Origin of the sequence: uncultured Tissierella sp., assembly GCF_902479755.1 — a bacterium.
In the GTDB taxonomy this organism is placed as follows: domain Bacteria; phylum Bacillota; class Clostridia; order Tissierellales; family Tissierellaceae; genus Tissierella; species Tissierella carlieri.
In genome coordinates, this window is sequence record NZ_CABSQO010000049.1 from 1 (window position 1) to 26,210 (window position 26,210).

At 31.5% G+C, this 26,210-nt stretch carries 22 protein-coding genes and 1 other annotated feature; of the genes, 19 read left to right on the forward strand and 3 right to left on the reverse strand.

The window, feature by feature from the left end; genetic code table 11:
• A partial coding sequence (locus RDK80_RS17860) for a hypothetical protein (protein WP_308525057.1) occupies positions 1 to 243 on the forward strand: 243 nt, incomplete at its 5' end.
• A gap of 87 nt (positions 244 to 330) precedes the next feature.
• On the opposite strand, the gene RDK80_RS17865 is transcribed toward RDK80_RS17860, so the two are convergent.
• Together RDK80_RS17865 and msrB are read right to left on the reverse strand one after the other, a co-directional pair.
• On the reverse strand, positions 331 to 1,089 hold the full coding sequence (locus RDK80_RS17865; RefSeq protein WP_216556392.1) for a 4Fe-4S binding protein: 759 nt from the start codon (positions 1,087 to 1,089) through the stop codon (positions 331 to 333).
• Positions 1,090 to 1,199: 110 nt separating this feature from the next.
• The gene (gene msrB, locus RDK80_RS17870) at positions 1,200 to 1,649 is read right to left on the reverse strand and encodes a peptide-methionine (R)-S-oxide reductase MsrB (RefSeq protein ID WP_256312888.1); all 450 of its coding nucleotides are present in this window, start codon (positions 1,647 to 1,649) and stop codon (positions 1,200 to 1,202) included.
• Between the two features lie 239 nt (positions 1,650 to 1,888).
• Positions 1,889 to 2,138 (forward strand) — a binding site (T-box leader).
• 99 nt (positions 2,139 to 2,237) lie between these two features.
• Between msrB and RDK80_RS17875 the strand changes: the two genes are divergently transcribed.
• The 5 genes from RDK80_RS17875 (at position 2,238) to RDK80_RS17895 (ending at position 6,166) form a co-directional block, all read left to right on the forward strand.
• Complete coding sequence (locus RDK80_RS17875) at positions 2,238 to 3,041, forward strand: amino acid ABC transporter substrate-binding protein (protein WP_308525058.1); 804 nt, start codon at positions 2,238 to 2,240, stop codon at positions 3,039 to 3,041.
• An 11-nt stretch (positions 3,042 to 3,052) separates the two neighbouring features.
• A complete protein-coding gene (locus RDK80_RS17880; protein WP_094901741.1) occupies positions 3,053 to 3,694 on the forward strand; it encodes an amino acid ABC transporter permease in 642 nt (213 codons plus the stop codon).
• An 8-nt stretch (positions 3,695 to 3,702) separates the two neighbouring features.
• Positions 3,703 to 4,314, forward strand: coding sequence for an amino acid ABC transporter ATP-binding protein (locus tag RDK80_RS17885; RefSeq protein WP_094901743.1), 612 nt, complete (start codon positions 3,703 to 3,705; stop codon positions 4,312 to 4,314).
• 81 nt (positions 4,315 to 4,395) lie between these two features.
• Complete coding sequence (locus RDK80_RS17890; protein WP_216556384.1) at positions 4,396 to 4,815, forward strand: PadR family transcriptional regulator; 420 nt, start codon at positions 4,396 to 4,398, stop codon at positions 4,813 to 4,815.
• 31 nt (positions 4,816 to 4,846) lie between these two features.
• On the forward strand, positions 4,847 to 6,166 hold the full coding sequence (locus RDK80_RS17895) for a DUF2812 domain-containing protein (RefSeq protein ID WP_308525059.1): 1,320 nt from the start codon (positions 4,847 to 4,849) through the stop codon (positions 6,164 to 6,166).
• Positions 6,167 to 6,394: 228 nt separating this feature from the next.
• Here the strand turns inward: RDK80_RS17895 and RDK80_RS17900 are convergent, their stop codons facing one another.
• On the reverse strand, positions 6,395 to 8,383 hold the full coding sequence (locus tag RDK80_RS17900) for a methyl-accepting chemotaxis protein (RefSeq protein WP_256312884.1): 1,989 nt from the start codon (positions 8,381 to 8,383) through the stop codon (positions 6,395 to 6,397).
• Positions 8,384 to 8,824: 441 nt separating this feature from the next.
• Here RDK80_RS17900 and RDK80_RS17905 point away from each other — a divergent pair, with 441 nt between their 5' ends.
• From RDK80_RS17905 to RDK80_RS17965, 13 genes are all read left to right on the forward strand, one after another.
• Positions 8,825 to 10,762, forward strand: a complete 1,938-nt coding sequence (locus RDK80_RS17905) for a flavocytochrome c (RefSeq protein ID WP_308525060.1) — start codon at positions 8,825 to 8,827, stop codon at positions 10,760 to 10,762.
• An 83-nt stretch (positions 10,763 to 10,845) separates the two neighbouring features.
• A complete protein-coding gene (locus RDK80_RS17910) occupies positions 10,846 to 11,421 on the forward strand; it encodes a TetR/AcrR family transcriptional regulator (RefSeq protein WP_256312883.1) in 576 nt (191 codons plus the stop codon).
• A 174-nt stretch (positions 11,422 to 11,595) separates the two neighbouring features.
• Entirely contained in the window at positions 11,596 to 12,531 is a 936-nt protein-coding gene (locus RDK80_RS17915; RefSeq protein ID WP_216556376.1) for a hypothetical protein, read from the forward strand.
• A gap of 25 nt (positions 12,532 to 12,556) precedes the next feature.
• Entirely contained in the window at positions 12,557 to 12,838 is a 282-nt protein-coding gene (locus RDK80_RS17920) for a hypothetical protein (RefSeq protein ID WP_216556374.1), read from the forward strand.
• A gap of 85 nt (positions 12,839 to 12,923) precedes the next feature.
• Positions 12,924 to 14,735, forward strand: a complete 1,812-nt coding sequence (pepF, locus tag RDK80_RS17925) for an oligoendopeptidase F (protein WP_308525061.1) — start codon at positions 12,924 to 12,926, stop codon at positions 14,733 to 14,735.
• 231 nt (positions 14,736 to 14,966) lie between these two features.
• Entirely contained in the window at positions 14,967 to 16,589 is a 1,623-nt protein-coding gene (locus RDK80_RS17930; RefSeq protein WP_308525062.1) for a PucR family transcriptional regulator ligand-binding domain-containing protein, read from the forward strand.
• An 89-nt stretch (positions 16,590 to 16,678) separates the two neighbouring features.
• Complete coding sequence (locus RDK80_RS17935; protein WP_308525063.1) at positions 16,679 to 18,031, forward strand: amidohydrolase family protein; 1,353 nt, start codon at positions 16,679 to 16,681, stop codon at positions 18,029 to 18,031.
• Between the two features lie 30 nt (positions 18,032 to 18,061).
• Positions 18,062 to 19,189 carry a M20 family metallopeptidase gene (locus RDK80_RS17940; protein ID WP_216556366.1) on the forward strand — a complete coding sequence of 376 codons (1,128 nt, stop codon included), beginning with the start codon at positions 18,062 to 18,064 and terminating at the stop codon, positions 19,187 to 19,189.
• 14 nt (positions 19,190 to 19,203) lie between these two features.
• Positions 19,204 to 20,406 carry a hypothetical protein gene (locus tag RDK80_RS17945; protein WP_216556364.1) on the forward strand — a complete coding sequence of 401 codons (1,203 nt, stop codon included), beginning with the start codon at positions 19,204 to 19,206 and terminating at the stop codon, positions 20,404 to 20,406.
• A 106-nt stretch (positions 20,407 to 20,512) separates the two neighbouring features.
• A complete protein-coding gene (locus RDK80_RS17950) occupies positions 20,513 to 22,195 on the forward strand; it encodes a sensor histidine kinase (RefSeq protein ID WP_216556362.1) in 1,683 nt (560 codons plus the stop codon).
• A 4-nt stretch (positions 22,196 to 22,199) separates the two neighbouring features.
• Complete coding sequence (locus RDK80_RS17955; RefSeq protein ID WP_235601328.1) at positions 22,200 to 22,976, forward strand: LytTR family DNA-binding domain-containing protein; 777 nt, start codon at positions 22,200 to 22,202, stop codon at positions 22,974 to 22,976.
• 127 nt (positions 22,977 to 23,103) lie between these two features.
• Positions 23,104 to 24,519: a carbon starvation protein A gene (locus RDK80_RS17960; protein ID WP_308525064.1), complete on the forward strand. Its 1,416-nt coding sequence runs from the start codon at positions 23,104 to 23,106 to the stop codon at positions 24,517 to 24,519.
• Positions 24,520 to 24,663: 144 nt separating this feature from the next.
• Positions 24,664 to 26,082: a carbon starvation protein A gene (locus RDK80_RS17965; RefSeq protein WP_308525065.1), complete on the forward strand. Its 1,419-nt coding sequence runs from the start codon at positions 24,664 to 24,666 to the stop codon at positions 26,080 to 26,082.
• Positions 26,083 to 26,210: the final 128 nt, after the last annotated feature.

Consider the following 26,210-nt stretch of genomic DNA (forward strand, 5'->3'; position numbering starts at 1 on the left):
GTAAATAACTTATCTCAAGAAACAGCAGCAATGGCTGAAGAGTTAAATGCATCAACTGAAGAGATATCATCAGTAATACAGAATGTAGCAGGTAGTATGAATAATGCCTCTGCTAATTCTGATGAGGTAATGTCTGGAATGAAAGAAACAGTAACAGCATTAGAGCAAATAGCCGATGCCGCAGAAAGCCAAGCAGCTACTGCTGAGAAATTAAATAGCTTAATACAATTGTTTAAGATATAAATATAGAAGACCAGAAATTTCTGGTCTTTTATAATGTTTAAATAGGAATTTTCTCTTCATTTCCATACAGATTTATCAGAAATTAGTTCATTTTATAGAAGCTTTTTCCTTTAATTTTATAGCATTTTCTTCGGTTTCCAATGACAGAATATTAGCTGGACAATTTTTTACACAAGTTGAACATTTAATGCAATTAATATTATCAAATTGGTTGTTATCAGAGAACTCTAGATAAGGTGTTAGCTGGAAAGGGCAAACTTTAGAACATTTACCGCAGGAATAACATTTATCTTTGCTAGATATGGTGATTTTCTTTTCAGTTTTCTTTGTAACTCCTAATTTTTTTCCTAGTTTATAAGATAACTTTTGCAATGATCCCATAGGACAGAATTGACACCAAGTTCTAGGATTAACAAAGATAGCTAATAGCCCACCAACAATTAATACCATTAAATATGTATTAACAAATAGTAGCCCTAGTTTATCTAGAAAACTAAAAGTACCCCATAATTTTGATATTTTTATTAACTTTCTAGAAAAGTTAAACATGAAAAATATAAAAAATCCAATTACCATTGGTTTAGATTTTAGGAATTTTGGAATTTTTTTATTCTGACTAATTGTTAAAAATACCTTGTCAAACAAACTGCCATGGGGACAAAAGTTACCACACCAATATCTTCCTGTGAAGAAAGCAGTTATGGTTAGGCCCATCATAATTAAAATAACCAATAGACCTAGCTTTGGTTCCCATAGGCCTCCAATGGCTACTAAAACAGTAAATATCCAAGCATATTTTCTGATAGTTGTAAAAGTACGATTTACTTTAATATAATAATTACTCAATAATAAATCCTCCTTTATAATTCTTTTTATATATACCATATGGGGGTATATATAATATAAATCATAAGGATTCATTTGTAAAGAGTAAATTTTAAATGATAGCTTATAAATTACTTAAATAGATTAATATATTCACCATATCCTTCTTTTTCCAAATCTTCTTTTTTAATAAACCTTAGGGAAGCACCATTTATACAATATCTTAATCCACCTTTATCTTTAGGACCATCATTAAATACATGGCCAAGGTGGGAATCACCATATTTACTTCTTACTTCAGTTCTAATCATCCCATGAGTAGTATCTAGTTTTTCAGCTATATGATCACTTTCCATAGGTTTAGTAAAGCTAGGCCATCCACAACCTGCATTGAATTTATCCTTTGAGCTAAATAGTGGTTCACCTGATACTATATCTACATATATACCTTCTTCATAATTATCATTAAGTTTATGAGAAAAGGGCATTTCTGTAGCATTTTCTTGGGTTACTCGATATTCCATATCATTTAACTTTGATTTGATTTCTTCCTGACTTGGCTTAATATATTTTTGACTCATTATCATCACTCTCCTCAAGAATATATTACCCAAATGTTTTAATTAATAATAAAAGAGGTTTTTATAGAAACATAAATAAATTGAAGAGTTTTTTCAAAACCTATCTAGATCAAGTTCAGATTAAGATAGAGAAGGAGCTTCTCTAGTAGTTATAGAAATATTTATTAGAAATTAAAAAAGATTTAAAAATATACTTGACATTCCTTTAAAGTTGATTTAATATAATATCATACTAAACTAATAAAGCGATGAGAGGAAATAGTATGAATGAACATTTTATTTTAGAGAGTACCCAGTTGGTGAAAAGGGACATAAAAATCATTCAGAACACATCCTTGAGTAGGGCCTGAAAAGTTATCTAAGTAGGAGTCTTCGGTTTAATCACCCGTTAAAATGATTAGTATGTGTTGGCATACTTACTAAGGTTGATATCGTGAGGTATCAATAAAACTAGGTGGAACCACGTGAGCGATAGCTTTCGTCCTTGATTGATTTTGAGGACGAAAGCTTTTTTAATTATATACAAGGGGACAACCTGGCAAGATAAATTCCAACAAGAATATTCATAAATTTAAATGGAGGGATAGTATGAAAAAGTTAAAATTTTTAGTGATTTCCGTGTTAATATTAGGTTTGATTCTTTCAGGTTGTGGGGTTAAAAATAAGTCAATTGATACATGGAATAAGATAGAGGAAAGAGGAAGTATAATTGTTGGACTAGATGATACATTTGTTCCTATGGGGTTTAGAGATAAAGATGGAGGTTTAACTGGATTTGATGTTGAATTAGCTAGAGAAGCAGCTTTAGGAATGGGACTCAAGGTAGAATTTCAACCAATAGATTGGAATTTAAAAGAGCAGGAGCTTGACTCAGGTAATATTGACTTAATATGGAATGGATATTCTATTAGTGAAGAGAGATTGAAAAAAGTTAATTTTACTAAACCTTATTTAGATAATAGACAAGTAATTGTATCACTAAATAGTTCTGATATTAATACAAAAGAAGATTTAAAAAATAGGATAGTAGCTACTCAAAATTCATCTAGTTCTTTGGAAGCCTTAGAAAAGGCAGATGCAATTAAAGACTTTAAAAATGCAGAGGTTATATTATTTGATACTTATAATGAAGCGTTTATGGATCTAGAAGCAGGAAGAGTCGAAGCAGTAGTGGCTGACCAAGTATTAGCTAGATATTATATAGCTGAAAGAGGAGAAGAAAAATATAAGGTACTTAATGATGATTTTGGTGATGAGGAGTATGGAGTAGGTTTAAGACTTGGAGATAAAGTGTTATTAGAAAGACTTAACAAAGCTTTAGATGAGATGAAGAAAGATGGTACTGCAAAGGCTATTTCTGAAAAATGGTTTGGAGAAAATATAATTAAGTAGTAGGTGAAAGTATGGATTACATTTTAAGCATTACCCCTTTTATTCTAAGTGGATTCAAAACAACCCTATGGGTATTTGCAATTACTGCATTATTTTCTATACCTCTTGGAGTTATAGTATGTCTGCTTAGATTATCTAAAATAAAAATAATTCAATTTATTATACAAGGCTATATATTAGTTATGCGGGGAACGCCTTTATTATTGCAGATAATATTTGTATTCTTTGGACTTCCGATTATAGGAGTTGTCCTTAATCGAGAAATCGCAGTTTCAATTGCATTTATTTTAAACTATGCTGCATATTTTGCTGAAATATTTAGAGGAGGAGTGAATTCCATAGATATTGGTCAGTTTGAGGCCTCCGAGGTATTGAAACTTTCTAAGAAGACTACTTATCTTGGAATAATTATTCCCCAAGTATTTAAAGTAGTAATCCCATCTTTGAGTAATGAGCTTATTACTTTAGTAAAGGATACATCTTTAGTATATGTCTTAGGTCTTGGAGATATCTTAAGAGCGGCCAAAACTCTTTCAAATAAAGATGCTTCACTAATACCAATATTTTTAGCAGGTGGAATTTATCTTATATTTATTGGAGTTTTGACTTATGTATTAAGAAATATTGAAAATAAGTTTGAATATTATAGGTAGGTGGTAAGATGCTTAAAGTTGAGAATTTAAATAAATCATTTGGGGATAAGAAGGTTTTAGTTAATACAAATCTGGAAGTAGAAAAGGGTAGTATAGTTATGATTGTAGGAGAATCTGGAGTAGGTAAGACCACTTTAGTTAGATGCTTATGTGGATTGGAAGCTTATGATAGTGGGAGAATATCATTTTCTCATGACGATGAAGTAGAAGAGAGGTCTATAGGCCTAGTATTTCAAAACTTTAATCTATTTCCTCACTTTAGTGTAATAAAAAATATAACCTATTCGTTGATTAAGGGAAGGAAGATGATTAAAGAGGATGCTATAAAGAAAGCTAAGGAATTAATAGAATTATTAGGTTTGAGTGGACTAGAAGATTCTTATGAGTATCAGCTATCAGGGGGACAGAAACAAAGAGTTGCCATTGCCAGAGCTCTTGCAATGGAACCTCAATATCTTTGTTTTGATGAACCTACCTCTGCATTAGATTATAAATTAAGAGATAGTATAGGAGAGATTTTGAAAACGGTAGCATCTAAGGGAATGGGTGTTATAGTAATTACTCACGATAGAGATTTTGCAGATAAATATGGCAATAAGATATATGAACTGGGCAGGTAACTGCCTTTTTTTATTGACAAATTTTAATTATTATAATATATTGATACTAGATATATCGAGTATAGATATAAGGGTGATTATATGGCAAGAACACAATTGCAAAATCTTACAGAGCCTATGTATTATATATTATTAACTCTAACTAAGGAAAGACATGGCTATGAAATTATGCAAACTATTGAGAAACTTACTGAAGGTAGGGTAGTTGTAGGTCCAGGTACTTTATATTCTTTGTTATCCAGATTTCAAGAAGAAGGGATTATTATGCAAGTATCAGATGAAGGAAGAAGAAAAACGTATATTATTACGAAATTGGGTACAGAAATACTTGAAGGGGAGATTAATAGACTAAGGCAATTAATCAGTGATGGAGAAGGTATCCTTAAATATGGCAGTATCTCTGAAGAAGATGATACAACTGAAGATAAAAAAGAAATAAAAGATGGCTACAAAACAAGAAAAAGTATATTTAAAAGACCCGATGATGATATTCTTTTTTAGGAATAATAATATTTAACAGGGGGTGTAGGTTATGAGAAAAAATACTAAAAGGGAATTATTCTTATTTGCGGCATCTGATATCAATGCAATAGAAAAGCATTTTGAAAAAATGGCGAGAAAAGGTTGGATGTTGGATAAAATCGGTGAATATATAGTTAGATATAAAAAGATAGAGCCTCAAGAATTGAAATTTTCAGTTGACTTATTTCCTAAGCTTTCGGTTTTTGATTATCCCGATAAAGATGAGGTGGTAGAATATAGAAATCTATGTATAGATGCAGGATGGAATTTTATAACAGCCTCAAATAAGATTCAAGTTTTTTATTCAGATGGAAAAGATAATTTACTGCCAATCCAAACAGATGATAGAATAAAGCAAACTATATTAAATAAATCTATATTATTTGAAATAATTATATTCGCAATATGTCTTCCGATTTTTATATTGAGTTTAGGTAAATTATCTTCACTTGATTATAGGATATTTAACTCAAATATCTCTATGGCAATTGCAATGATCGGTCCAATATTTATAGTTCCTTTAGTTGTATATATATTTTCTGATATAATTTGGATATTAAAGGCTAAAGCAGCTGTTAAGAGAGAAGAACCTTTGCCGCAAGCAAGTTATAAGCAGTTAAGGGTTAGGAAATCATTGTTATTTTATCCTGCACTGATTCTTAGTTTATCAATTATAATAGGATTAATATTAGATTTATTAAATCGGAATGTTATTGGATTGTTAAGTATCTTGCCTACTACCATAGGTCTCACAGTAGGATATTTATTTAAAAAGAATAAAAATAAGAAAAAAAGAAGCAAGGAAAAAAATATTGGGTTGTTTGCATTCGCTATTATTACTGTATTAATTATAGTTAACATAGTTATGCCTAAATTATATAATATAAATGAATCAGAGGAATTACAAAAAGGATATAAGGGGTTAATGCTTAGTGATTTTAACCTTCCAAGTCCTAGTTATACAAATTTTTATAGGGAGGAAAGCATAGTTCTTTCAAAGAACTCCACTTATTATGAAACTTTTCGAGGGAATGATGGATATCATGTAAGAACAAATTATATAAGAACTGTAAATGACAGGCTTGCTAAATATATATTTGATGTCATGATTAAAGAAGGTGTTTCAAAATATAATAGAATTATAACTCCAACAGATAGTGAATATGGGTATTTTGATGAAGCTTTCTTTATAAATTATGATAATGATATAGACAATAAAGGGACGGTAATATTATTAAAGGATAAAGAAGTATTTTATATAGATAGTAGTTTAAATTTATCAGATAAAGATAATGTAAAAATAATAATCAATAAACTAAATAATCAATAAATCTAATTCTAGGCTTTTGCTCTAAGACTTTTATATTATAATTAAATTAATAGAAGAAGAGAGTGCCAACTAGAGTATGAATAATTAAATTATAAAGGTTCAATCTTAATAAGTTTTTGATTCACAAAAATATATTTGAGTATAGCTAAAGGCGATGAAAATAAAATTGAGTGTGTTTAAAACACACTCAATTTTATTATAGTGAATTATTTATTTCTCATCATATTTTTAAATTTTAAATCTCATAATAATTGATTGTAGATTTTGGGCTAAATCTGATAAAGTTTCACTGGTACCTACAAATTCACTCATAGAAGCAACTTGCTCTTCAATAGATGCAGTTACCTGCTCTGTAGCTGCAGAGTTTTCTTGTGCTATGGCAGAAAGATTTTGCAAAGTATCAAGTATTTCATTTTTCATATTTTCCATCTCTGTTCCTGAAATATTTAATAGTTCAATTTCTCTATCTGCACTTTTCATAGCTTCATATATTAACATATACTTATCTTTACTGTTAGTTACACTTTGAGTTTGCTCATTAACTATGTCAGATACTCTACCTATGGTTATTACAGCATTTTTAGAATTTTCCTGTAAACTATCAACTATTTCATCAATGGATGCTGTAGAAGCTGAAGATTGTTCTGCCAGTTTTCTAATTTCCTCTGCAACAACTGCGAAACCTTTTCCTGCTTCTCCAGCTCTTGCTGCTTCTATAGCTGCATTTAAAGCTAGTAGATTAGTTTGTTCAGCAATTGATGCAATTACACTGCTAGCCTGTCCTATCTTGATAGAGCTGTCATTTGTTTTTAATATAACTTCTTGAATCGCTTTTGATGCGTTATTGCTTTCTTCTGTTATTTCATATAGGTTTTCAATTTCTTTTATACCGCTGCTAATAGTATCTGTTATCTGCTGTGAAGTGGTCTTTAAGTCTCTTGTATATTTTAAATTTTTTTCAATTATCTCACCTAATAAAGTAGCCTTTGAAGAACCAGTTTCTGTACTTAATGCTTGATCAGAAGCACCATTTGCTATTTCTTGTGCAGTTTTTGAAATTTCTTCGGAAGAAATAGCTGATTGCTGTAAGGTAGCTGTCATTTCTTCTGAAGCAGCTGCTACTTGTTCTGAAGAATCTCGAATTTCATTGATCATATTTCTAAGATTATGGGCAATATTTTGCATAGATTTACCTAGACCACCGATTTCATCTTTTCGTGACATAAAAGATTCAGAAATATTTTGTGTAATATCATAGATTGCCAGTGTCTCTGAATATTTAGTTGCTTCAATTATTGGATTTGCAATAAGAATTCCTATTATGTACGTAATAGCTATGCTCAATAATAAAGCTATAGACGCTGATATAAGGATACCTTTTGTCATCGTTGGGATTGACTCCAATACTTCATCTGCATCTGCTGTAATAACGAATATCCAGTTAGTGCCTTCAACTGGTGCATAGCCAGCATATAGATTTTTACCATCAAAGGAATAATTACTTACACCAAGTTTTTCATCTAATATCACTTCAGATATTGCTGCTGCGTCTTTAAAACTTTCATCTTCTTTTGATTTTTCTATTGCATTATACTGATTTAGTACCAGATCTTTGTTTGGATGGGCAACCATAGTTCCCTTATCATTAATCATATAACTATATCCCGTAGCTCCAAAACCAGTATCTTCGATGAGATTACTCAAAATATTGCCATCAGCCCTAGCTGTTAAAGTAGCTACTACCTTACCATTCTTTGTAATAGGTACAGCGTACAATAAATTTAGTTCATTTACGGCACGGGTGACTGTTAAATCAGATACATTTGATTCACCATTTAGAGCCTTTCTAAGGTATTCTCTATCTCCTAATTGGACAATAGTTCCATCTTGAGCATATGTAGTTCCATCAGGATGAGAAATTGCCATTTCAATAAAATTTGTACCTTTCACCTGTCTCATTATTTCGGCTCTTTGTAGTTCCCAATCCATGCTTTGAATCCCTTCACTGCGTGCTATAGTTTCTAAAACTCTTTTTTCTGTCTCAACTCGACTTTCTATTATTTCTGCTCTATCATTAGCCATGTTTTTAAGAGAATTTTCTACTTCAGTGCTAATGGTTCTAGTAGCATTCATTATGGAAATAAAGCCGATAGTAACAGATGATAATAAAATTAACACAGAGAAATATGCGACAAGCTTTATTTTGATACTTTTCACTTTAATACCCCCTTAAAAATAATGCTTATATATTTTTCTCACCTTATAAAAGCTAATATTATATATCTTAGGTGTTAGAATATATAAACAGAATATTCTAGTTATATATTCTAACTTAATATTGATATTTTTGCAACATAGGGAAGTATAGGACAAAAGTATGAAATAATGTGATGAATTTCTAGGTTTAAATTTATAAAGGTAGCTGATTTCCTCCATTGGGTGATATTTATTATTCATGTAGGGTAAGAATTGATATTATATTTATTTCTTGAAATCCTTATTCCCTAGTTTTTATTTTTCCAAATTAAGGTTATTTATATAAAGTTATTGTTATTTTTTTAATAAGTCTATTGACATTTTTTTAACCTAGGATATACTAGAATATATTGGCAGAATATTCTAGTGAAATATTCTATAAAATTAAAAGGAGGTTTTTTTATGTCTAAATTTACCAGAAAATACACGGCTTTATTTTTGATATTAGCTATGGTATTATCTATGGTTGGATGTAGTAAGGACAAGTCACCAGCTTCTTCTAATAATGGATCGGGTAAACTTACACCGGGAGTATATACTGGTGAAGCAAAAGGAATTAGTGATATTCTTACTGTTGAAGTAGAGGTGGATGAAGAAAGTATTTTATCGGTGAAAGTTACTAATCATAGTGAAACATCTGGAATATCAGATGCTGCTCTAGAGCGTATTCCTAAAGAAATAGTTGAATACCAAAGCTTAAATATTGATACAATATCTGGAGCTACTGTTTCTAGTAATGCTATCCTAGAAGCTACTAAACAAGCTTTAGAAAAAGCTGGAGCTAATATTGATGATTTTTCAAAAGAAGTAAGTAAGTCTTCAAATGATGGAGAGGTAATAGAAAAAACTACGGATGTAGTTATTGTTGGTGGCGGTGGTGCTGGTCTTGCGGCTGCTGTTTCTGCATTAGAGAACAATGCTAAAGTTATTGTATTAGAAAAGATGCCTACATTAGGCGGATCCACTATAATGGCTGGTGGACAATATAATGCAGTTGATAGTAAACGACAACAAAATCTTACTATGCGTCCTGAATTAATTAAGCAAATTGAAGCAATTACAAAAGAAGAGCCTGTTAATGAAATACATAAAAGATTAATGACTGAATTAGCAGAGCAAATTAAAGAATATAAAGAAAATAAATCTACTTATATGTTTGACTCTCCTCAACTTCATGCATTACAAGCTTTTAATGGGGGAGATAAAAAAGGTAATCTTGAGCTAATAGAAAAATTTGCATACGGTGCTGAAGAATCTATTAGTTGGCTTGAAAGCTTAGGAGTGGATATATCAGATGAAATTGCTACTGTTACAGGAGCATTATGGCCAAGAACTCATCAATTTATTAAACCACTTACTACTGGTCCTATAGATGCCTATGTTGATTTTATATCATCAAAAGGTGATGATGCTGAAATAATATTAGAAACCAAAGTAACTGATATTATTATGAAAGATGGTAAGGCTGTAGGGGTCAAAGGATTACAGGGGAATACTGAAATTATAGTAAACGCAAATAAAGGTGTAGTCATAGCAACTGGTGGGTTTGCAAGAAATAAAGAATTAGTTGCTAAGTATGATGAACTTTGGGGAGATTTATCAAATCTTAATTCCACAAATAGTGTTAGTGCTACTGGTGATGGTATCGTAATGGCTGAAGCTGTTGATGCTAATCTAGTTGGAATGGAATATATTCAACTATTACCAGTGGGGCATCCAGAAACTGGTGGAATGTCTGGAAATATTAGTATTAATGCTGCTAATCAACTTTTCATTAATAATAAAGGTGAACGTTTTGTAGCTGAAGATTCAAGAAGAGATACCCTTACAAAAGGATTGTTAGAACAACCAGATCAAGTTATGTGGATACTACATGACGCCCATGAATATTATAATGAAGATGTAAAAAATGACTTTAACGAATCAATAGGTAAATTGGTTGAAAGTGGTATTGCTGTTAAGGGTGATACTATTGAAGAGTTAGCAGAACAAATGAAAGTAGATCCTACTGTACTAAAAGATACAGTTGATACTTACAACAAAGCTGTTAAAGGTGAAATAGCTGATCCATTTGGAAAGAAACTACTTCAAGATGAGTTTAATAAAGGACCTTTCTATGCATCGATTCGTGTGCCAACGATACACCATACTATGGGGGGAATTGAAATAAATACGGATGCACAGGTAATGGATAAAAACGGTAATATAATCAAGGGACTATATGCTGCTGGAGAAGTTACTGGTGGTATCCACGGTTCCAATAGACTTGGTGGTAATGCTATACCAGATACTGTGGTATACGGTAAAATAGCTGGAAAATCTGCAGCACTAGAAAAATAAGTATAATTTAAAAATAATTCTCTATAATTAATAGGGAATTATTTTTTTATATGATATAATTTTCTAGGGGTGATGATATTTATATGTTTTATGAAAGGGAAAGATCCTCAAAGAAGAAAGAGGAATTAATAAGTATTATTGTAGGACTCATGGATGAAGAAGGACTTAAAAATGTAACAATTAAAGATATTTGTAAAGCAACTAATATATCAATAGGAGCTTTTTATCATTATTTTCAGTCTAAAGATTCCATAGTAGATGAGATGTTTATTTTAATGGATGAATTTTTTTTAGTTAGTCAAGAAGCAATTCTACAACACCCTACGACTACAGAGCAAATAATTGATTTTGTCAATCATTTTGGTATATATGTTGAAAGATGGGGTTATTATGCCAATCTATTAATCATGCGTTCTCACATAACCAAATACAGTCATAATAAAAAGAGACGATTATATGGAATATTGGAGGAAATAATTTTAAAAGGCATTAATGATAAGGAGTTCAAAGTTAAAGTTGATGCAGAAGAACTTATAGTTATGATTTTTGTAATAATGAGAGGATATCTTTTAGAATGGGTTAATAGAGAGCATGATTATCCTGTTAGGGACAATATGGTAAAGCAAGCAACCTATCTATTAAAATCTTTGACAATATAATATGAAAAAGTAATTGAGAATCCAAAATAATATTCCCCTTAAGGTAGCTAGATTAAAAAATAAAATTTGCTACCAATAGGGGAGTGTTATTATGTTTAAAATAAGTAAAGATATAGGAGAATCGTAGTTTCTTTATGTTATAATTAAATCAATAAAGTATTGGGAGGGATACTGATGTATAGAGAAATCAATGAAGATATTTATGACCTAAGAGAAAGGCTTAGAACTAAAGAAAAACTTGAGTCATTAAGGTCTATGGCTATGGAAGAACTAAGAAAGAAAAAGCAAAATCTAGAAGAATTAAGAAATATATTACAAAAAGAAGAAAAGGATGTATTGAAGTTGGAAGGTATGAGTTTAAGCTCATTTTTCTTGAATATCATCGGAAAAAAAGAAGATAAACTTGATGAAGAAAGAAAAGAATATTTAGGGGCCAAAATGCAATATGACGAATGTATTTTAGCTATAAAGGAGCTAGAAAACGAAATAGAGAAATATAATAAGAATTTAATTAATTACTCAGAGGTAAAAGAGGAGTATCAGCAATTAATAAAGAAAAAGCAAGATATGATAATCAATGAAGATACTCATAGAGGAGGAAAACTTCGTGATTTATTAAATAAAATAAATGAATTAAAGCTAGATATAAAAGAGGTGAAAGAAGCTATACATGCTGGAGAAAATGCATTAACCGCCCTACTAGATATGAAGCAACCTTTGGAATCTGCTCATGGCTGGGGAGTATGGGATATGCTAGGCGGTGGATTTTTTACAGATATCATAAAACATTCTAAAATAGAAGATGCGAATAAGATTTCTTACGATGTACAGCAATACTTAAAGAGGTTCCAAAAAGAACTAGCAGATGTAAATGAATTTACAGATATTGAGGTTAATATCGGCTCTTTTGCTACATTTGCTGACTTTTTCTTTGATGGACTTTTTGCTGATTGGTTTGTGCAATCAAAGATAAATGAATCCATATCAAATGTAGAGAATGCATACAGTAGAGTAGAAAGTATATTATCAGATTTAAATAGAAATTTAGATATAATGCAAAGAGAAATGCAATCCGTAGAAGAAGAGATTAAGATGATACTGGAAAGATAGCCATTTTAACGAAGGAGATGGAAATATGATAGAGTTTCTTATTTATGGAATTACAACTCTGCCTCTTTTGATAATTTTAATTTACTCTATAATTAATCCAGAAGAAGTGGCATCTTGGGGATATAGATGGAGATATAATGGAGAGCCTGAACCAACAGAAGGATATATAAGGTATACTCGAGCCTGTTCCATAATCGGTTTACTATTAATAATATCAGTTATAATAATTTCCTTTAATCCTTTGTACGGTACTATATTCCTTGTATTATCTATATTCATATCTTTATATTATTTTTTAATTAAGTAAAACTTAATAGTGCAATTGTTGTAATATTCATACATTAGTATTATAATTTACTTAGATACTCGAATTAATTCTAAGGAGGGGTAAGATGCCAAAGGTTTTATTGGAAAGAAAAGATGTGGATGAAAAATTTACTTGGGATTTGACGGCAATTTTTAAGACAGAAGAGGAGTTTGAGCAAACTGTAAAAGAAGCACAAAAATTTACAGCAGAAGTTGAAGACAAATTTAAGGGTAAATTAAATACAGCAGAAGCAATTAACGAATGTTTAAATAGACTGAGAAAAGTATATCAGCTAACTACTCTTACAGGCTCATATTCTTATCTTGCAGTTGCAGTTGATCAAACAAATGTAGAGAATCAAGAAAGACGGATGAAATTATCCAACATATCTTCTGATATTGAAAGCAGACTAAGTTTTGTAGAATCTGAAATTATAGAGGTAAGTGAAGATGTAATTAAAGAAGCAATAGAGCAGTCAGTGGAAAATGCAGGCTATCTTAGAGAGATTATGAGGAAAAAAGAGCATGCTCTCCATCCAGAAGTAGAGAAAGCTTTATCTGCTCTTTCTAGCACTTTAAATTCACCATATCAAATATATAATAGGACAAAATTAGCAGATATGGATTTTGGTACGTTTACAGTAGATGGAAAGGAATATCCTTTAAGTTTTGGATTATTTGAAGACGAGTGGGAATATGAGCATGATACAAAGATAAGACGGGCCGCCTTTGAAGCTTTTTCTAAGAAATTGAGAGAATATCAACATACTATAGCAGGAGCTTATCAAACTCAAGTACAAAAGGAAAAAACAATGGCTACTTTAAGGGGATTTGATTCAGTAATCGATAGCCTATTGTTTCCTCAAGAAGTAACTAGAGATTTATATAATAGACAGATTGATTTAATAATGGAGCATTTAGCACCACATATGAGAAAGTTCGCAAAATTACTTCAAAAGATTCATGGTATAGAGGAAATGACTTTTGCAGATCTAAAATTAAATGTAGATCCTGATTTTGAGCCAGAAATATCTGTAGAGGAATCTAAAAAATATATTGAAGGAGCGTTATCTGTTCTTGGAGATGATTATCTAGAAGTAATTAAAAGAGCTTATGATGAAAGATGGATAGATTTTGTACAAAACAAAGGAAAGTCTACAGGAGCATTCTGTTCGAGTCCATACGGTGCTCATCCATTTATATTGATTTCTTGGACTGAAAGAATGAGAGAAGTTTTTGTATTGGCTCATGAATTAGGACATGCAGGACATTTTTATTTGGCTCAACAAAATCAAAATATATTTGACACAAGACCATCAACATATTTTGTTGAAGCACCATCTACTATGAATGAAATGCTTATGGCAAATTATTTGATGAAAACCATGGATAATCCGAGAATGAAGAGATGGGTATTATCATCTATGATATCTCGTACCTATTATCATAATTTTGTAACTCATTTATTGGAAGCTCATTATCAAAGAGAAGTTTATAAGATAATCGATGCTGGTGGCTCTGTTCAAGCTGCTACATTAAATAAATTAAAGAAAGAAACTCTAGAAAAATTCTGGGGAGATACTGTAAAGATTAATGAGGGTGCAGAGCTTACTTGGATGAGACAGCCACATTATTATATGGGATTATATCCATATACTTATAGTGCAGGGCTGACAATTGCAACAGAAGTAAGTAAGAGAGTTTTAAATGAAGGCAAAGTTGCATTGGATGATTGGAAAGAAGTTCTAAAAGCAGGAGGAACTAAGACTCCAGTAGAGCTAGCTCAAATGGCAGGGGTGGATATAACCACAGATAAACCTTTACTAAACACTATAGAGCATATAGGTAACATAATAGATGAAATAATTTCATTAACAGAAGAAATAGAGAATAGATAGTAATTTAAAACTTCAGAAGTTTTATTATTAAAATACATAGGCTACTTAGTCTATGTATTTTAACTTGTTCTATAGTCTATAGGAAAGTTCTAGTAAATTATTTTTTGGTAACCTCAATGGACTTAAAAAAGGTTCTGAGATTTTGATAAAGACTTTTTTTACAGAAATATAAAATAATTGTATAATTATATATTATTAATTACTCCATTGGTGATAATCTTAATATAAGGAGTGGATTATACAGATATAAAAGTTAAAAATTTAATGGAGCAGTTTCAAGATTTTAAAGTATTAGCAGGAGCAGGAGGCTTAGATAGGAATGTAAGTACAGTTAGTGTTATGGACGCTCCTGATATATATAATTGGATGAAGGGCGGAGAGTTTTTAATTACTACGGGATATATAATGCGAGATAATCCATTGGAATTAAGAGACTTAGTCATTAAGTTAAATGAGCATGGAGCAGCATCCCTGGGAATAAAGGTAGGTAGATTTATTGAAGAATTGCCTAAAGAAGTAAAAGAAGTAGGGGATGGATTAAATTTCCCTATTATATACATACCTAAATGGTATGCTTTTACTGATATTATAAATCCAGTTCTTTCAAGTATAGTCAATTCCCAGGCTAAAAAATTAATAATGTCTGAAAATATTCATAAATCCTTTACTCAGATGGTTATACAAGGAAAGAGTACCAGTGATATAATGGATACATTATACAAGATATTAGATAAGGATATAGCCTTTATAGATTTAATTTTCAATCGAAACTATATACGAGGTAATTCCCATGAATTTAAAGAAGATATATACAATATGGGACTCAAGGATAACCTTGATAAATACTATAGTTATCCCGTTCAAATTGGTAGTTCTATTTATGGCTATATAGTCGTTGAAAAAAATGGGAAGGACATTCTTAGTGATTTAGATAATATTTCTATAGAGCATGCTAGTACAGTTCTTAAGCTAAATATACAAAAGGAGATATCAAATCATCAGATAGAGCAAAAGTATAGAGATGAATTTATTCAAGATTTAATTTTAAATAATATAAAGACTGTAGAGGAAGCTAATAATAGGGCCGCATTATATGGTTGGAAAATAGAAAACGGACTTATTTGTTTAATTGTAGATATAGATAATTTTAAAGAGAAATTTATATCACTAAAAAACACTCAGGAGTTAGAAGAGGAAAAAAATAAGATATTTCGCTTAGCTAACGGTAAGATGAAAAGAAATTTTAAGCAGTGTTTTTATACAGTTTATAGTGATAATATAGTATTTCTAGTGGAACCAAATAAAAAGTCCATAGATGATTTTATAAAGAATCTGAAAAATGTTGCAGAGGAGTTAAGAAAGGAAATTAAGGAGAATAGCAGTTTCACGGTTTCCATAGGTATTGGGACTTATCAGGAATCTATTATAGACGTATATATTAGTTTTGTGGAGGCTCAAAAAGCTGTAAGAATAGGTAGAACAGTCTATGAGAGGGATAATACTCATATTTACTCAGATTTAGGAGTTTATAAAATGCTCTACAACCTTTCTTTAGAAGATGATGCAAATAAATTCTGCGGTAAATATTTACAGAATCTTATTGATTATGATATAGAAAATAATTCAGAATATATCAAAACATTAAGATCTATCGTAAAAAACGATTGGAATTTAAAGCAAACGTCAGAGGAGATGTTTATCCATTATAATACTATTAAATATAGGTTTAGTAAAATCTGTGAAATAGTAAATTTAGATTTAAATAGCAGGGAAGGTAAGTTTAAAATCGAGTTTTGCCTAAAACTAATGGATATGAGTAATCAATATTCTTTGTACATGAAGACTAAAGTATAGTCTTCTTTTTTATACCTTAGAGACAGTGTGTATATAAAGCATTAATTATATAATAATATTAAACAAAAAGTTAACAAGGAGGAAAAGACATGTATAAAACAACAGTAGGTATGTTAAAAGATGTGTTAGCTTCAGTTAAAAATGACACTTTATCAGATCCTTTTAAGGATTTAGAAAAGACAGGGAGAATTATTCTAAAAGGGGGACTAGTAGTAGACCCTAAAAATGGAATTGAAGAAGTACAAGATGTTGCTATACTAAATGATGAAATTGTAGAAGTAGGGAATGACATTTATGTGGAAAAAGGAGATATGGTAATAAACTGTGAAGGACTTTTAGTTGTGCCAGGAATAGTAGATATGCACCTTCACTTAGGAGATTTGTTTGAAGTGAGTACAGACCCAATCTATGGCGCTGTAGCTAATGGAGTAACAATGGGACTTTCTCCTGGAGCAGGAAATACTTTTATGGCACCAGCTTTATTAGGAGCTGAAGTAGATAGAGGATTACCAGTAAACATTGGTTTATATCAAGGGGCAGCAAGTGTATTATCTACCATGTTATCAGTAGATGAACTAATAAAGTTATATAAAGGTGAATTAGATGTAGAAACAGCTTCATCAAGAATGACAAGAAATGCAATCACTAATACTACAGCACCTTTAGTAGTAGGAATTAAAGACCACATGGGACATTTTATAATGTCTGATGAAAATATAGAGAAGATATTTGAAATAACTTCTAAGTCTAAGCTACTATATATGACTCATACTCAGGACTCAGATCATGCTATTAGATTATTTGAATTATCTAAAGGAAGACCACTTCATCTAGGTCACACAACAGCTGCGGGATGCGGTACTCATATGGAAGCAGCAGAAGGTATGAAGACAGTATTAGACTTATGTAAAAATGAAAATATAACTGGAGAGTTTGTAACTACAATGTTAAGAGAAGGTGGAGGAAGTAGAGAAGGACTTATTCTACCTAAAAAATCTCAACAACTAGCTTATGAAGCTTTAGAAAAAGGAATAGTGGATGTTCTTATATCTGATGGACAAAATGATGCCACAATGAAAGGTTTCGGAGATACAAGAGATAATATTCCAGCGATATTAGAATTAGCAGAAATGGGAGTTTTAAACTTAAGTAGTTCAGTTGCCACTATGACTTCTAATCCAGCAAGATTGGTAGCTAAAAGAACAGGTAATGCTTGGTGGACTGAAAAAATAGGTCATTTAGGTAAAGGTGCTTTAGCTAATATAACTGTTATCAATAGAGAAGTAAAAACAGCAGTCTATACTATAGTAAATGGAGAAGTAGTAGGTTTTGAAAACAGAGCAGTGAGACGTGGCAGTGGAGCAGGTGGATTTGTAAGTAAATTTGGTATGGTTAAGAGAATAGGAGTAGGAGACTTAGTAATGTTCTCATATAGAAGATAATAGTGGATTTAGTAGAGGGGAGCTAAATTAATGGACAGAATAACAGAAATATTAAAAAGATTAATTAATATAAATACTACTAATCTACCTGGTAATGAAATGGATGCAGTAAATGAAATTCTAAAGTTTTTCCCTCAGGATATAGAATATAAAATAGTAGATCATGGAAATAATAGAGGATCTTTAGTAATAGAAATAGAGGGAAAAAGTCATGAAAAAATTGGATTTATAGGGCATATAGACACTGTACCAGTATCAGATGAAGCTAGCTGGATATATCCTCCTTTTGATGGAGTAATTGAAAATGGCTATATGTATGGTAGAGGTACTTCTGATATGAAGGGTGGAGTTACTGCAATGATATTAACAGCATTGTATTTTCTAGAAAACAATATAATTCCACCCTATACCTTAAAGTTTGTATTTACAGCTGACGAAGAATCAGGAGGATTAGGTGTACGAGCTTTAAGAGATAAAGGATTATTGCAAGATATATCAAAAGTTTTTATCACAGAACCTTCTGATGAAGAAATCGGTATCTGTGAAAAAGGAACTTTATGGCTAAATATCCGTATAAAAGGGAAATCTTCTCATGGTTCTAAGCCTGAACTAGGAATAAATGCTATAGAAAAATTATACGAGTATATAAATAAACTTAAGAATACTTTAGATTTAGATAAGAAGCATCCTTTACTAGGAAATTCTAGTTATGCAACTACTACAATTAATGGAGGAGTAAAAACTAATATTATACCTGAAAATGCAAATGCTACTTTAGATATAAGAACTATTCCAGGTTTTATTCATGAAGAAATTATAGATAATGCTAATAAAATTGCTAAAGGCATGGAAAATGAAAACCAAGGTATGATCATAGAAGTAGATGTGGAGAATAATAGACCTCCTTTAACAATGGATGAAAACGATAACTTTATAAAAGAGATAGTATCTGTATATGAAAAATTATCTTATCCAGTAAAACTTAAGGGCATAAATTTTTATACTGACGCTTCACAACTTATCCCTTATCACGATATTCCTTTTGTAATACTAGGACCTGGTGAGGAAAATATGTGCCATCAGAAGAATGAAAGGATAAAAATTGAATCAATTGAAAGAATGATAGAGTTTTATATTTCTTATATAATAAACTTCTAGATTGGAGGATAAATATGGAAAATATTAAGAATAATAAGAAACAATATAGTGCAGGTTCTTTAGCGGGTCTTATTATATCACTGGGAATAGGTTTTTTAATATATTTTATTCTAAGCAGTATAAATGCTCAAAGTAGCTGGCTAGACTATAACACAATAGTGGCTAATGCAAGTCATAATCCATTTTATAAACTTATTTGGTATATAATGAACTTTACAGAAGCTCAATTTTATGCAGGAGTTTTTGCTTCCCTAGGAGTAATTATAGGAGGATTTGTAGCTTGGAGATTAGATGTTAAAAATTCTAAGTTAGCAGGTTTCAATGTTTCTTATGGTTCAAATTTATGGCCTTGGGTATTAGCATCTCAGCTATTATCACTATTCATTGCAATATTTGTTCTAAATTTTACATCTTTCTTTGAAAATGGAGAATATACTTGGTTACCAACATTTATTACAGTAGTAGGAGCTCCACCAGCTATAATGTTATTATATGGCCCAAGTATAAAGGCTTTACTCACAGGTTCTATTCTCGGAGGAGTTATGGGGTTCCCAGTGGCTTTTTGGATAACAAATAATATTATACCTGTGCTAGGAGTACCTGGAGTGGTTTCAAATGTATTTACTATGGCAATAACAGGAATATTAGTTTGTGGTATAGCTAAGGCACTGCCATGGATGAAAAAAGTACCATCCAAGACATTAAATAGACCAGTGAAATCACAAGAAGAAACTCTAAAGGAAATGGAGAAGCCATTATGGTCCGTAAGAAGAGTTTTAGCAGATTTCTCTGAAGCTCAATTTTATGGAAATGAAATAGCTGGATTATTTGTCATAATAGGAGCTTGTTTAGACTGGATATTAAATATAAACCATGGTGCCTATGCTTCAGGTGCAATCCCAGCAATTATATTATCCCAGTTTGTTGGCTCATCAGTAGGAGTATTTTTATACTTTAACAAATATGTTGAAAAAGGATGGTACGGAACCTATGTACCAGTAGTAAGTGTTGGACCAGCTTGTGTTTTGATGTTTGGTTCATCGGTGGGAGTAGCTGTTACTGCAGGTATATTAGGAGGTATAATAGGACCACCTTTAGCAGAGTATTTCTGTGATAAACTACCAGAAGATTATCATCCAACTATTGGAAATGTAACCTCTATGGGAGTTACAACAATAGTGGTATCTATGATAATAAAGGTGCTTCCTTGGTTTTAAATAAGCAAGCCAAAAGTTGGGTCAAGTAACCCAACTTTTTTTATGGCATCTCGCAAAGACCATATGATATACTTGTATGGAAGTAAACATTTAAAGAGGTGTTTTTGTGTTAGTAATTTTACTTAAAAACTTATCAAGTAGAGTTGGTATTATATTAATTTTAGCACTTTTTCTTTCGAAAATTGGATTATTTAGGAAACTTGTTTCAAAAGAAAATATTGATATTAAAGATAAAATATTGTTATCCATTATCTTTGGAATCTTTGGGATAATAGGTACTTATACAGGGATACATTTACAGGGGGCAATAGTTAATTCTAGAGTTATTGGTGTTTTTGTTGGGGGACTACTTGGAGGACCTTTGGTTGGGATTTTGTCTGGTATTATTGCAGGAGGCCATAGGTTTTTAATAGATATAGGTGGTTTTACTGCTATTGCTTGTGGAATATCGACTTTATCTGAAGGTGCCATGGCAGGATTATTGAAAAAGAAATTTGAAAGTAGTCCTTATAGAATAACTTTTGCCTTAATATCTGGAGCTATAGCTGAAGTAATACAAATGATAATAATACTCTTAGTTGCAAGACCTTTTTCTGAAGCATTAGATTTAGTTAAAATAATTGGAATTCCGATGATTGTTGGAAATGGAATAGGTATAGCTGCATTTATTGCTATAACAGATAGTATCTTTAAAGAGATAGAGAATGAAGCTGTTTATCAAGCCCAATTAACTCTTAAAATTGCTGATAGAACATTAGCATATTTTAGAAAAGGATATAATGAAGATACAGCAAGGGATACAGCAAATATAATTTATGATATGAGCAAAATAAAAGCTGTTGCATTTACCGATACAGAAAAAATATTAGCTCATGTTGGGATAGGAGAAGATCATCATTTGGTTGGCAGCACTATACAGACTAATCTAACAAAAGAGGCTTTATTAGCTAAAAAGTATGTGGTGGCAAATACAAGAGAAGAAATTGGGTGTAATAATAGTAACTGTCCGTTAAAATCAGCTATAATTGTTCCAATAAAAGAAGATGACAAAGTTATAGGTACACTTAAGCTATATAAGGGACAAGAAAATTCTATAACTAAGGTAGATATAGAGTTAGCCTTAGGTTTAGCCCAGATGTTTTCTACTCAGATAGAACTAAGTAAGATAGATTATCAGCGAGAATTATTATCAAGATCTGAACTAAAGGCATTACAGGCTCAGATAAATCCACATTTTTTATTTAATGCCATTAATACTATAGTGTCTTTAACTAGAACGCAGCCTGATAATGCCCGTAAACTTCTGATACATCTTGGTAATTATTTCAGAACTAATTTACAACAAGATATTGAAGTAGTAGATTTATATAAAGAGATAGAACATATAAATTCGTATATTGAAATTGAAAAGGCAAGATTTGGTGATAAATTAGATATTATATATGATATACCAGAGAATATTGAGTGTAAACTTCCACCCTTACTCCTTCAGCCAATAGTAGAAAATGCAATTAAGCATGGAGTTTTAGGCAAGATTGAGGGGGGAAGAGTTGAAATAATTGCAAGAGATAATGGTAAAGAAACTAAATTAGTGGTGAAAGATGATGGAGTTGGCATATCTAAGGAAGACTTAGATTGTTTATTTAAAGAAAACGATAATAAGGAGAGCATAGGACTTAAAAATGTTAATGAGAGGTTAAGAAATAAATATGGTAAAGAATACGGACTGATTCTTGAATCTGAAATTAACAAAGGAACTACAGCTACTATGGTAATTCCTAAATTCTAAGGAGATGGTTAATTTGCAAAGATGTTTAATTGTAGATGATGAAATGCCTGCTCGTCAAGAATTGTTATATATTTTAAGTAGCATTGAAGGTATGGAGGTAGTAGGAGAGGCTTCTAACGGTATAGAAGCTCTAGAATTAATTAAAATGCTTAGGCCAGATATTGTTTTTTTAGATATCCAGATGCCTCAAATAAGCGGAATAGATGTTGCTAGAAGATTATCAGAAGAAGGGTATAATCCAATAATAATCTTTGTAACAGCGTATGATCAATTTGCTGTGGAGGCCTTTGAAGTAAATGCAATAGATTATTTATTAAAACCCATATCAGAGGAAAGATTACAAAAAACATTAGAGAAGATAACTTCAACCAGAAACAATAGCGAAGAAATTGATTATAATAATTTGAGTAGGTTGATTCAAGACATAAGAACTAATACAAAAGTAGCGCCACAGAGAATATGTCTTTATTATAAAAATAAACTTATTCCAATAGAAACTAAAGATATTATATATGCAACAATAGAGGATAAAAATACTGTGATAGTCAGTAATAAGGGGAAATTTGAAACTAATTGTACTCTAAATGAATTAATGGATAGACTTGATTCTTCAATATTTTTTAGATCTCATAAATCTTATATAGTAAACTTAAATTATATAGAGTCAATAGAACCTTGGTTCAACTCTACTTACAATATAAATCTAAAAGGATATAAAGAGATAATTCCAGTAAGCAGAAGTTATGCAAAAGGATTTAAGGAAGTTATGAATATAGACTAGGATGCATCTTAACTTCTAAATTTGCATTTTAAATACTAAATATGACGTCTTATCTAGAAAATCTCCTTATTAATATTCAATTGATATACTATTATAATGAATGAATATTAATAAGGAGGTTTTTTTAATGACACAATTCATAATTGGAATTATCATACTTATAGCAGGCTATTTTGTCTATGGAAAAGTGGTAGACAAGCATTTTGGAATTGATGATAATAAAGAAACTCCAGCTACAAGGTTAGAGGATGGCATAGACTTTGTACCTATGAGCTGGACTAAGATTTTCCTAATTCAATTACTTAATATAGCTGGATTAGGACCTATTTACGGAGCTATTCAAGGGGCATTATTTGGACCAATGGCATTTGTATGGATTGCTTTAGGTTCCGTATTTGCTGGTGCAGTACATGACTATTATTCAGGAATGTTATCATTAAGACATGATGGAAAAAGTATTTCAGAGATCACTGGTATTTATCTGGGTGAAGGTGCAAGAAAGGTAATGAGAGTATTCTCAGTTATATTACTTGTTTTAGTTGGTACAGTATTTATGACAGGTCCAGCTACATTAATGGGTAGCATAGAGTTATTTGGTTTAGGTAATGCCGATATTTGGCTGGCAATAGTATTCATATATTACTTCCTAGCTACAATATTACCAGTTGACAAAATAATTGGTAAAATTTATCCTTTATTCGGAGTGGCTCTACTTACAATGGCTTTTGGGATTGGTGCAATGATATTAGTAAAGGGATATCAATTACCAGCATTTACTACATCTAGCTTACATCCAGCTGGTTTGCCAATATGGTCAATTCTATTTACTACTATAGCTTGTGGCGCGATATCTGGATTCCATGCTACTCAGTCACCAATGATGGCAAGATGTATGACTAAGGAAAGCTATGGTAGAAGAATATTCTATGGTTCAATGATAGCTGAAGGTGTAATAGCAATGATTTGGGCAGCAGCAGGTATGGTATTTTTCAATGGACTTCCAGGATTAGCTGAAGCTTTAAGCAACGGAGGACCTGGAGGAGTGGTAAACACTATTTCTATAACTTTATTAGGGCCAATAGGTGGTGTATTAGCCATGTTAGGGGTTATAGCTTGCCCTATAACTTCAGGAGATACTGCTTTTAGATCTGCAAGACTTACTATTGCAGATGCTATGAACTATGAGCAAGGGCCTATAAAGAAAAGATTAGCTTTGGCTTTACCTTTGTTTGTCGTGGCATTTGGACTAACAAGAATTGACTTTAATATTATTTGGAGATACTTTGCGTGGTCAAATCAGACCTTGGCAATGATCGTTTTATGGACGGCATCAGCCTATTTAGTTAAAAATAATAAGAGCCACTGGTTAACAACTATACCAGCAACATTTATGACTGCAGTATCTGCAACTTATATACTACAAGCGCCAGAGGGATTTAAATTATCGACTACAATAGCTTATCCTGTAGGAGCAGCTATAGCTGTTGCAGCTATAATGTTTTTCCTTATTAAGATAAAATCAAGAAAAACAGTAAGAGTATAAGAATTTAATTTAATAAGTTTCATATTAGGTTTTAAAAAGAGGTGGAGAAATCCATCTCTTTTTCTATGGAAGTTATCTAAAGTACCCATAAATAACCTCCTTTTAGCATATTAATATATTAAGAAATATAAAGGAGGTTATTTTATGATACAATTTATTCTAGGAATTATTATACTTATAGCAGGATATTTTCTGTATGGAAAAGTAGTTGATAAGCATTTTGGAGCAGATGATAGTAGAGAAACACCAGCAACAAGGCTTAAAGATGGAGTGGATTTTATGCCTATGAGCTGGCCTAGAATTTTCTTGATTCAATTACTTAACATTGCTGGTCTAGGACCTATCTTTGGAGCAATACAAGGTGCATTATTTGGGCCAGCAGCATTTCTATGGATTGCTTTCGGATGTATATTTGCTGGTGGAGTACATGACTATTTCTCAGGAATGCTTTCCCTAAGACACGATGGACTAAGTATATCAGAAATAGTAGGTATTTACCTAGGAGAAGGTGCAAGAAAGGTAATGAGAGTTTTTTCAGTTATTCTACTTATTTTAGTGGGAACAGTATTTATGACAGGACCTGCAAATTTACTAACTAACTTAAAACTATTTGGACTTGGCAGCTTCAATATATGGCTTGCAATTGTATTAATATACTATTTCTTAGCCACTGTTCTGCCAATAGATAAGTTAATAGGTAAGCTTTATCCGATATTCGGTTTATCTCTGTTAATAATGGCATTTGGTATTGGCGGCAAGCTAGTGATTGACGGATATCAATTACCTGCCTTTACATTAACCAACTTGCATCCAGCTGGTTTACCAATATGGGCAATATTATTTACTACAATTGCATGTGGTGCTATATCTGGATTCCATGCTACTCAGTCACCAATGATGGCAAGATGTATGACTAAAGAAAGCTATGGTAGAAGAATATTCTATGGTTCAATGATAGCTGAAGGTATAATAGCAATGATTTGGGCAGCAGCGGGTATGGCATTCTTTAATGGAATTCCAGGACTACAAGATGCCTTAACTAATGGCGGCGGAGCTGCTGGTGTTGTTAACACTATATCAAAAGGTCTTCTTGGTTCAATAGGTGGGGTATTAGCCATGTTAGGAGTCGTCGCTTGCCCTATTACATCTGGAGATACTGCATTTAGATCTGCAAGACTTACTATTGCAGATGCAATTAAGTATGAGCAAGGCCCAATAAAAAATAGATTAATATTAGCAATACCTTTACTAGGCGTAGGATTTGGATTAACGAGGATAGATTTTAATATTATTTGGAGATATTTCGCATGGTCAAATCAGACCTTGGCTATGATAGTATTATGGGCGGCGGCAGCTTATTTGGTTCGACAAAAGAAATCCCATTGGATCACAAGTATACCGGCAACATTCATGTCTGCAGTATCTGCTACCTATATCCTACAAGCCCCAGAGGGATTTAGATTATCTACAGCGATTTCTTATCCTTTGGGAGCAGTTATAGCAATAGGAGCCTTAGCATATTTCATTTTCAAGGCAAATGGAAAGAAAGCTGTAAAGGCATAAGAAAAAATAAAAATTACAAAAAACTTGATAAATATATGTATTATAGATTATATTAATATTAGAAAAACTTTATGGCTCTGTAAACTAAATATGAAAAAATAGTACAATATCTTCATAGAATTGCTCTA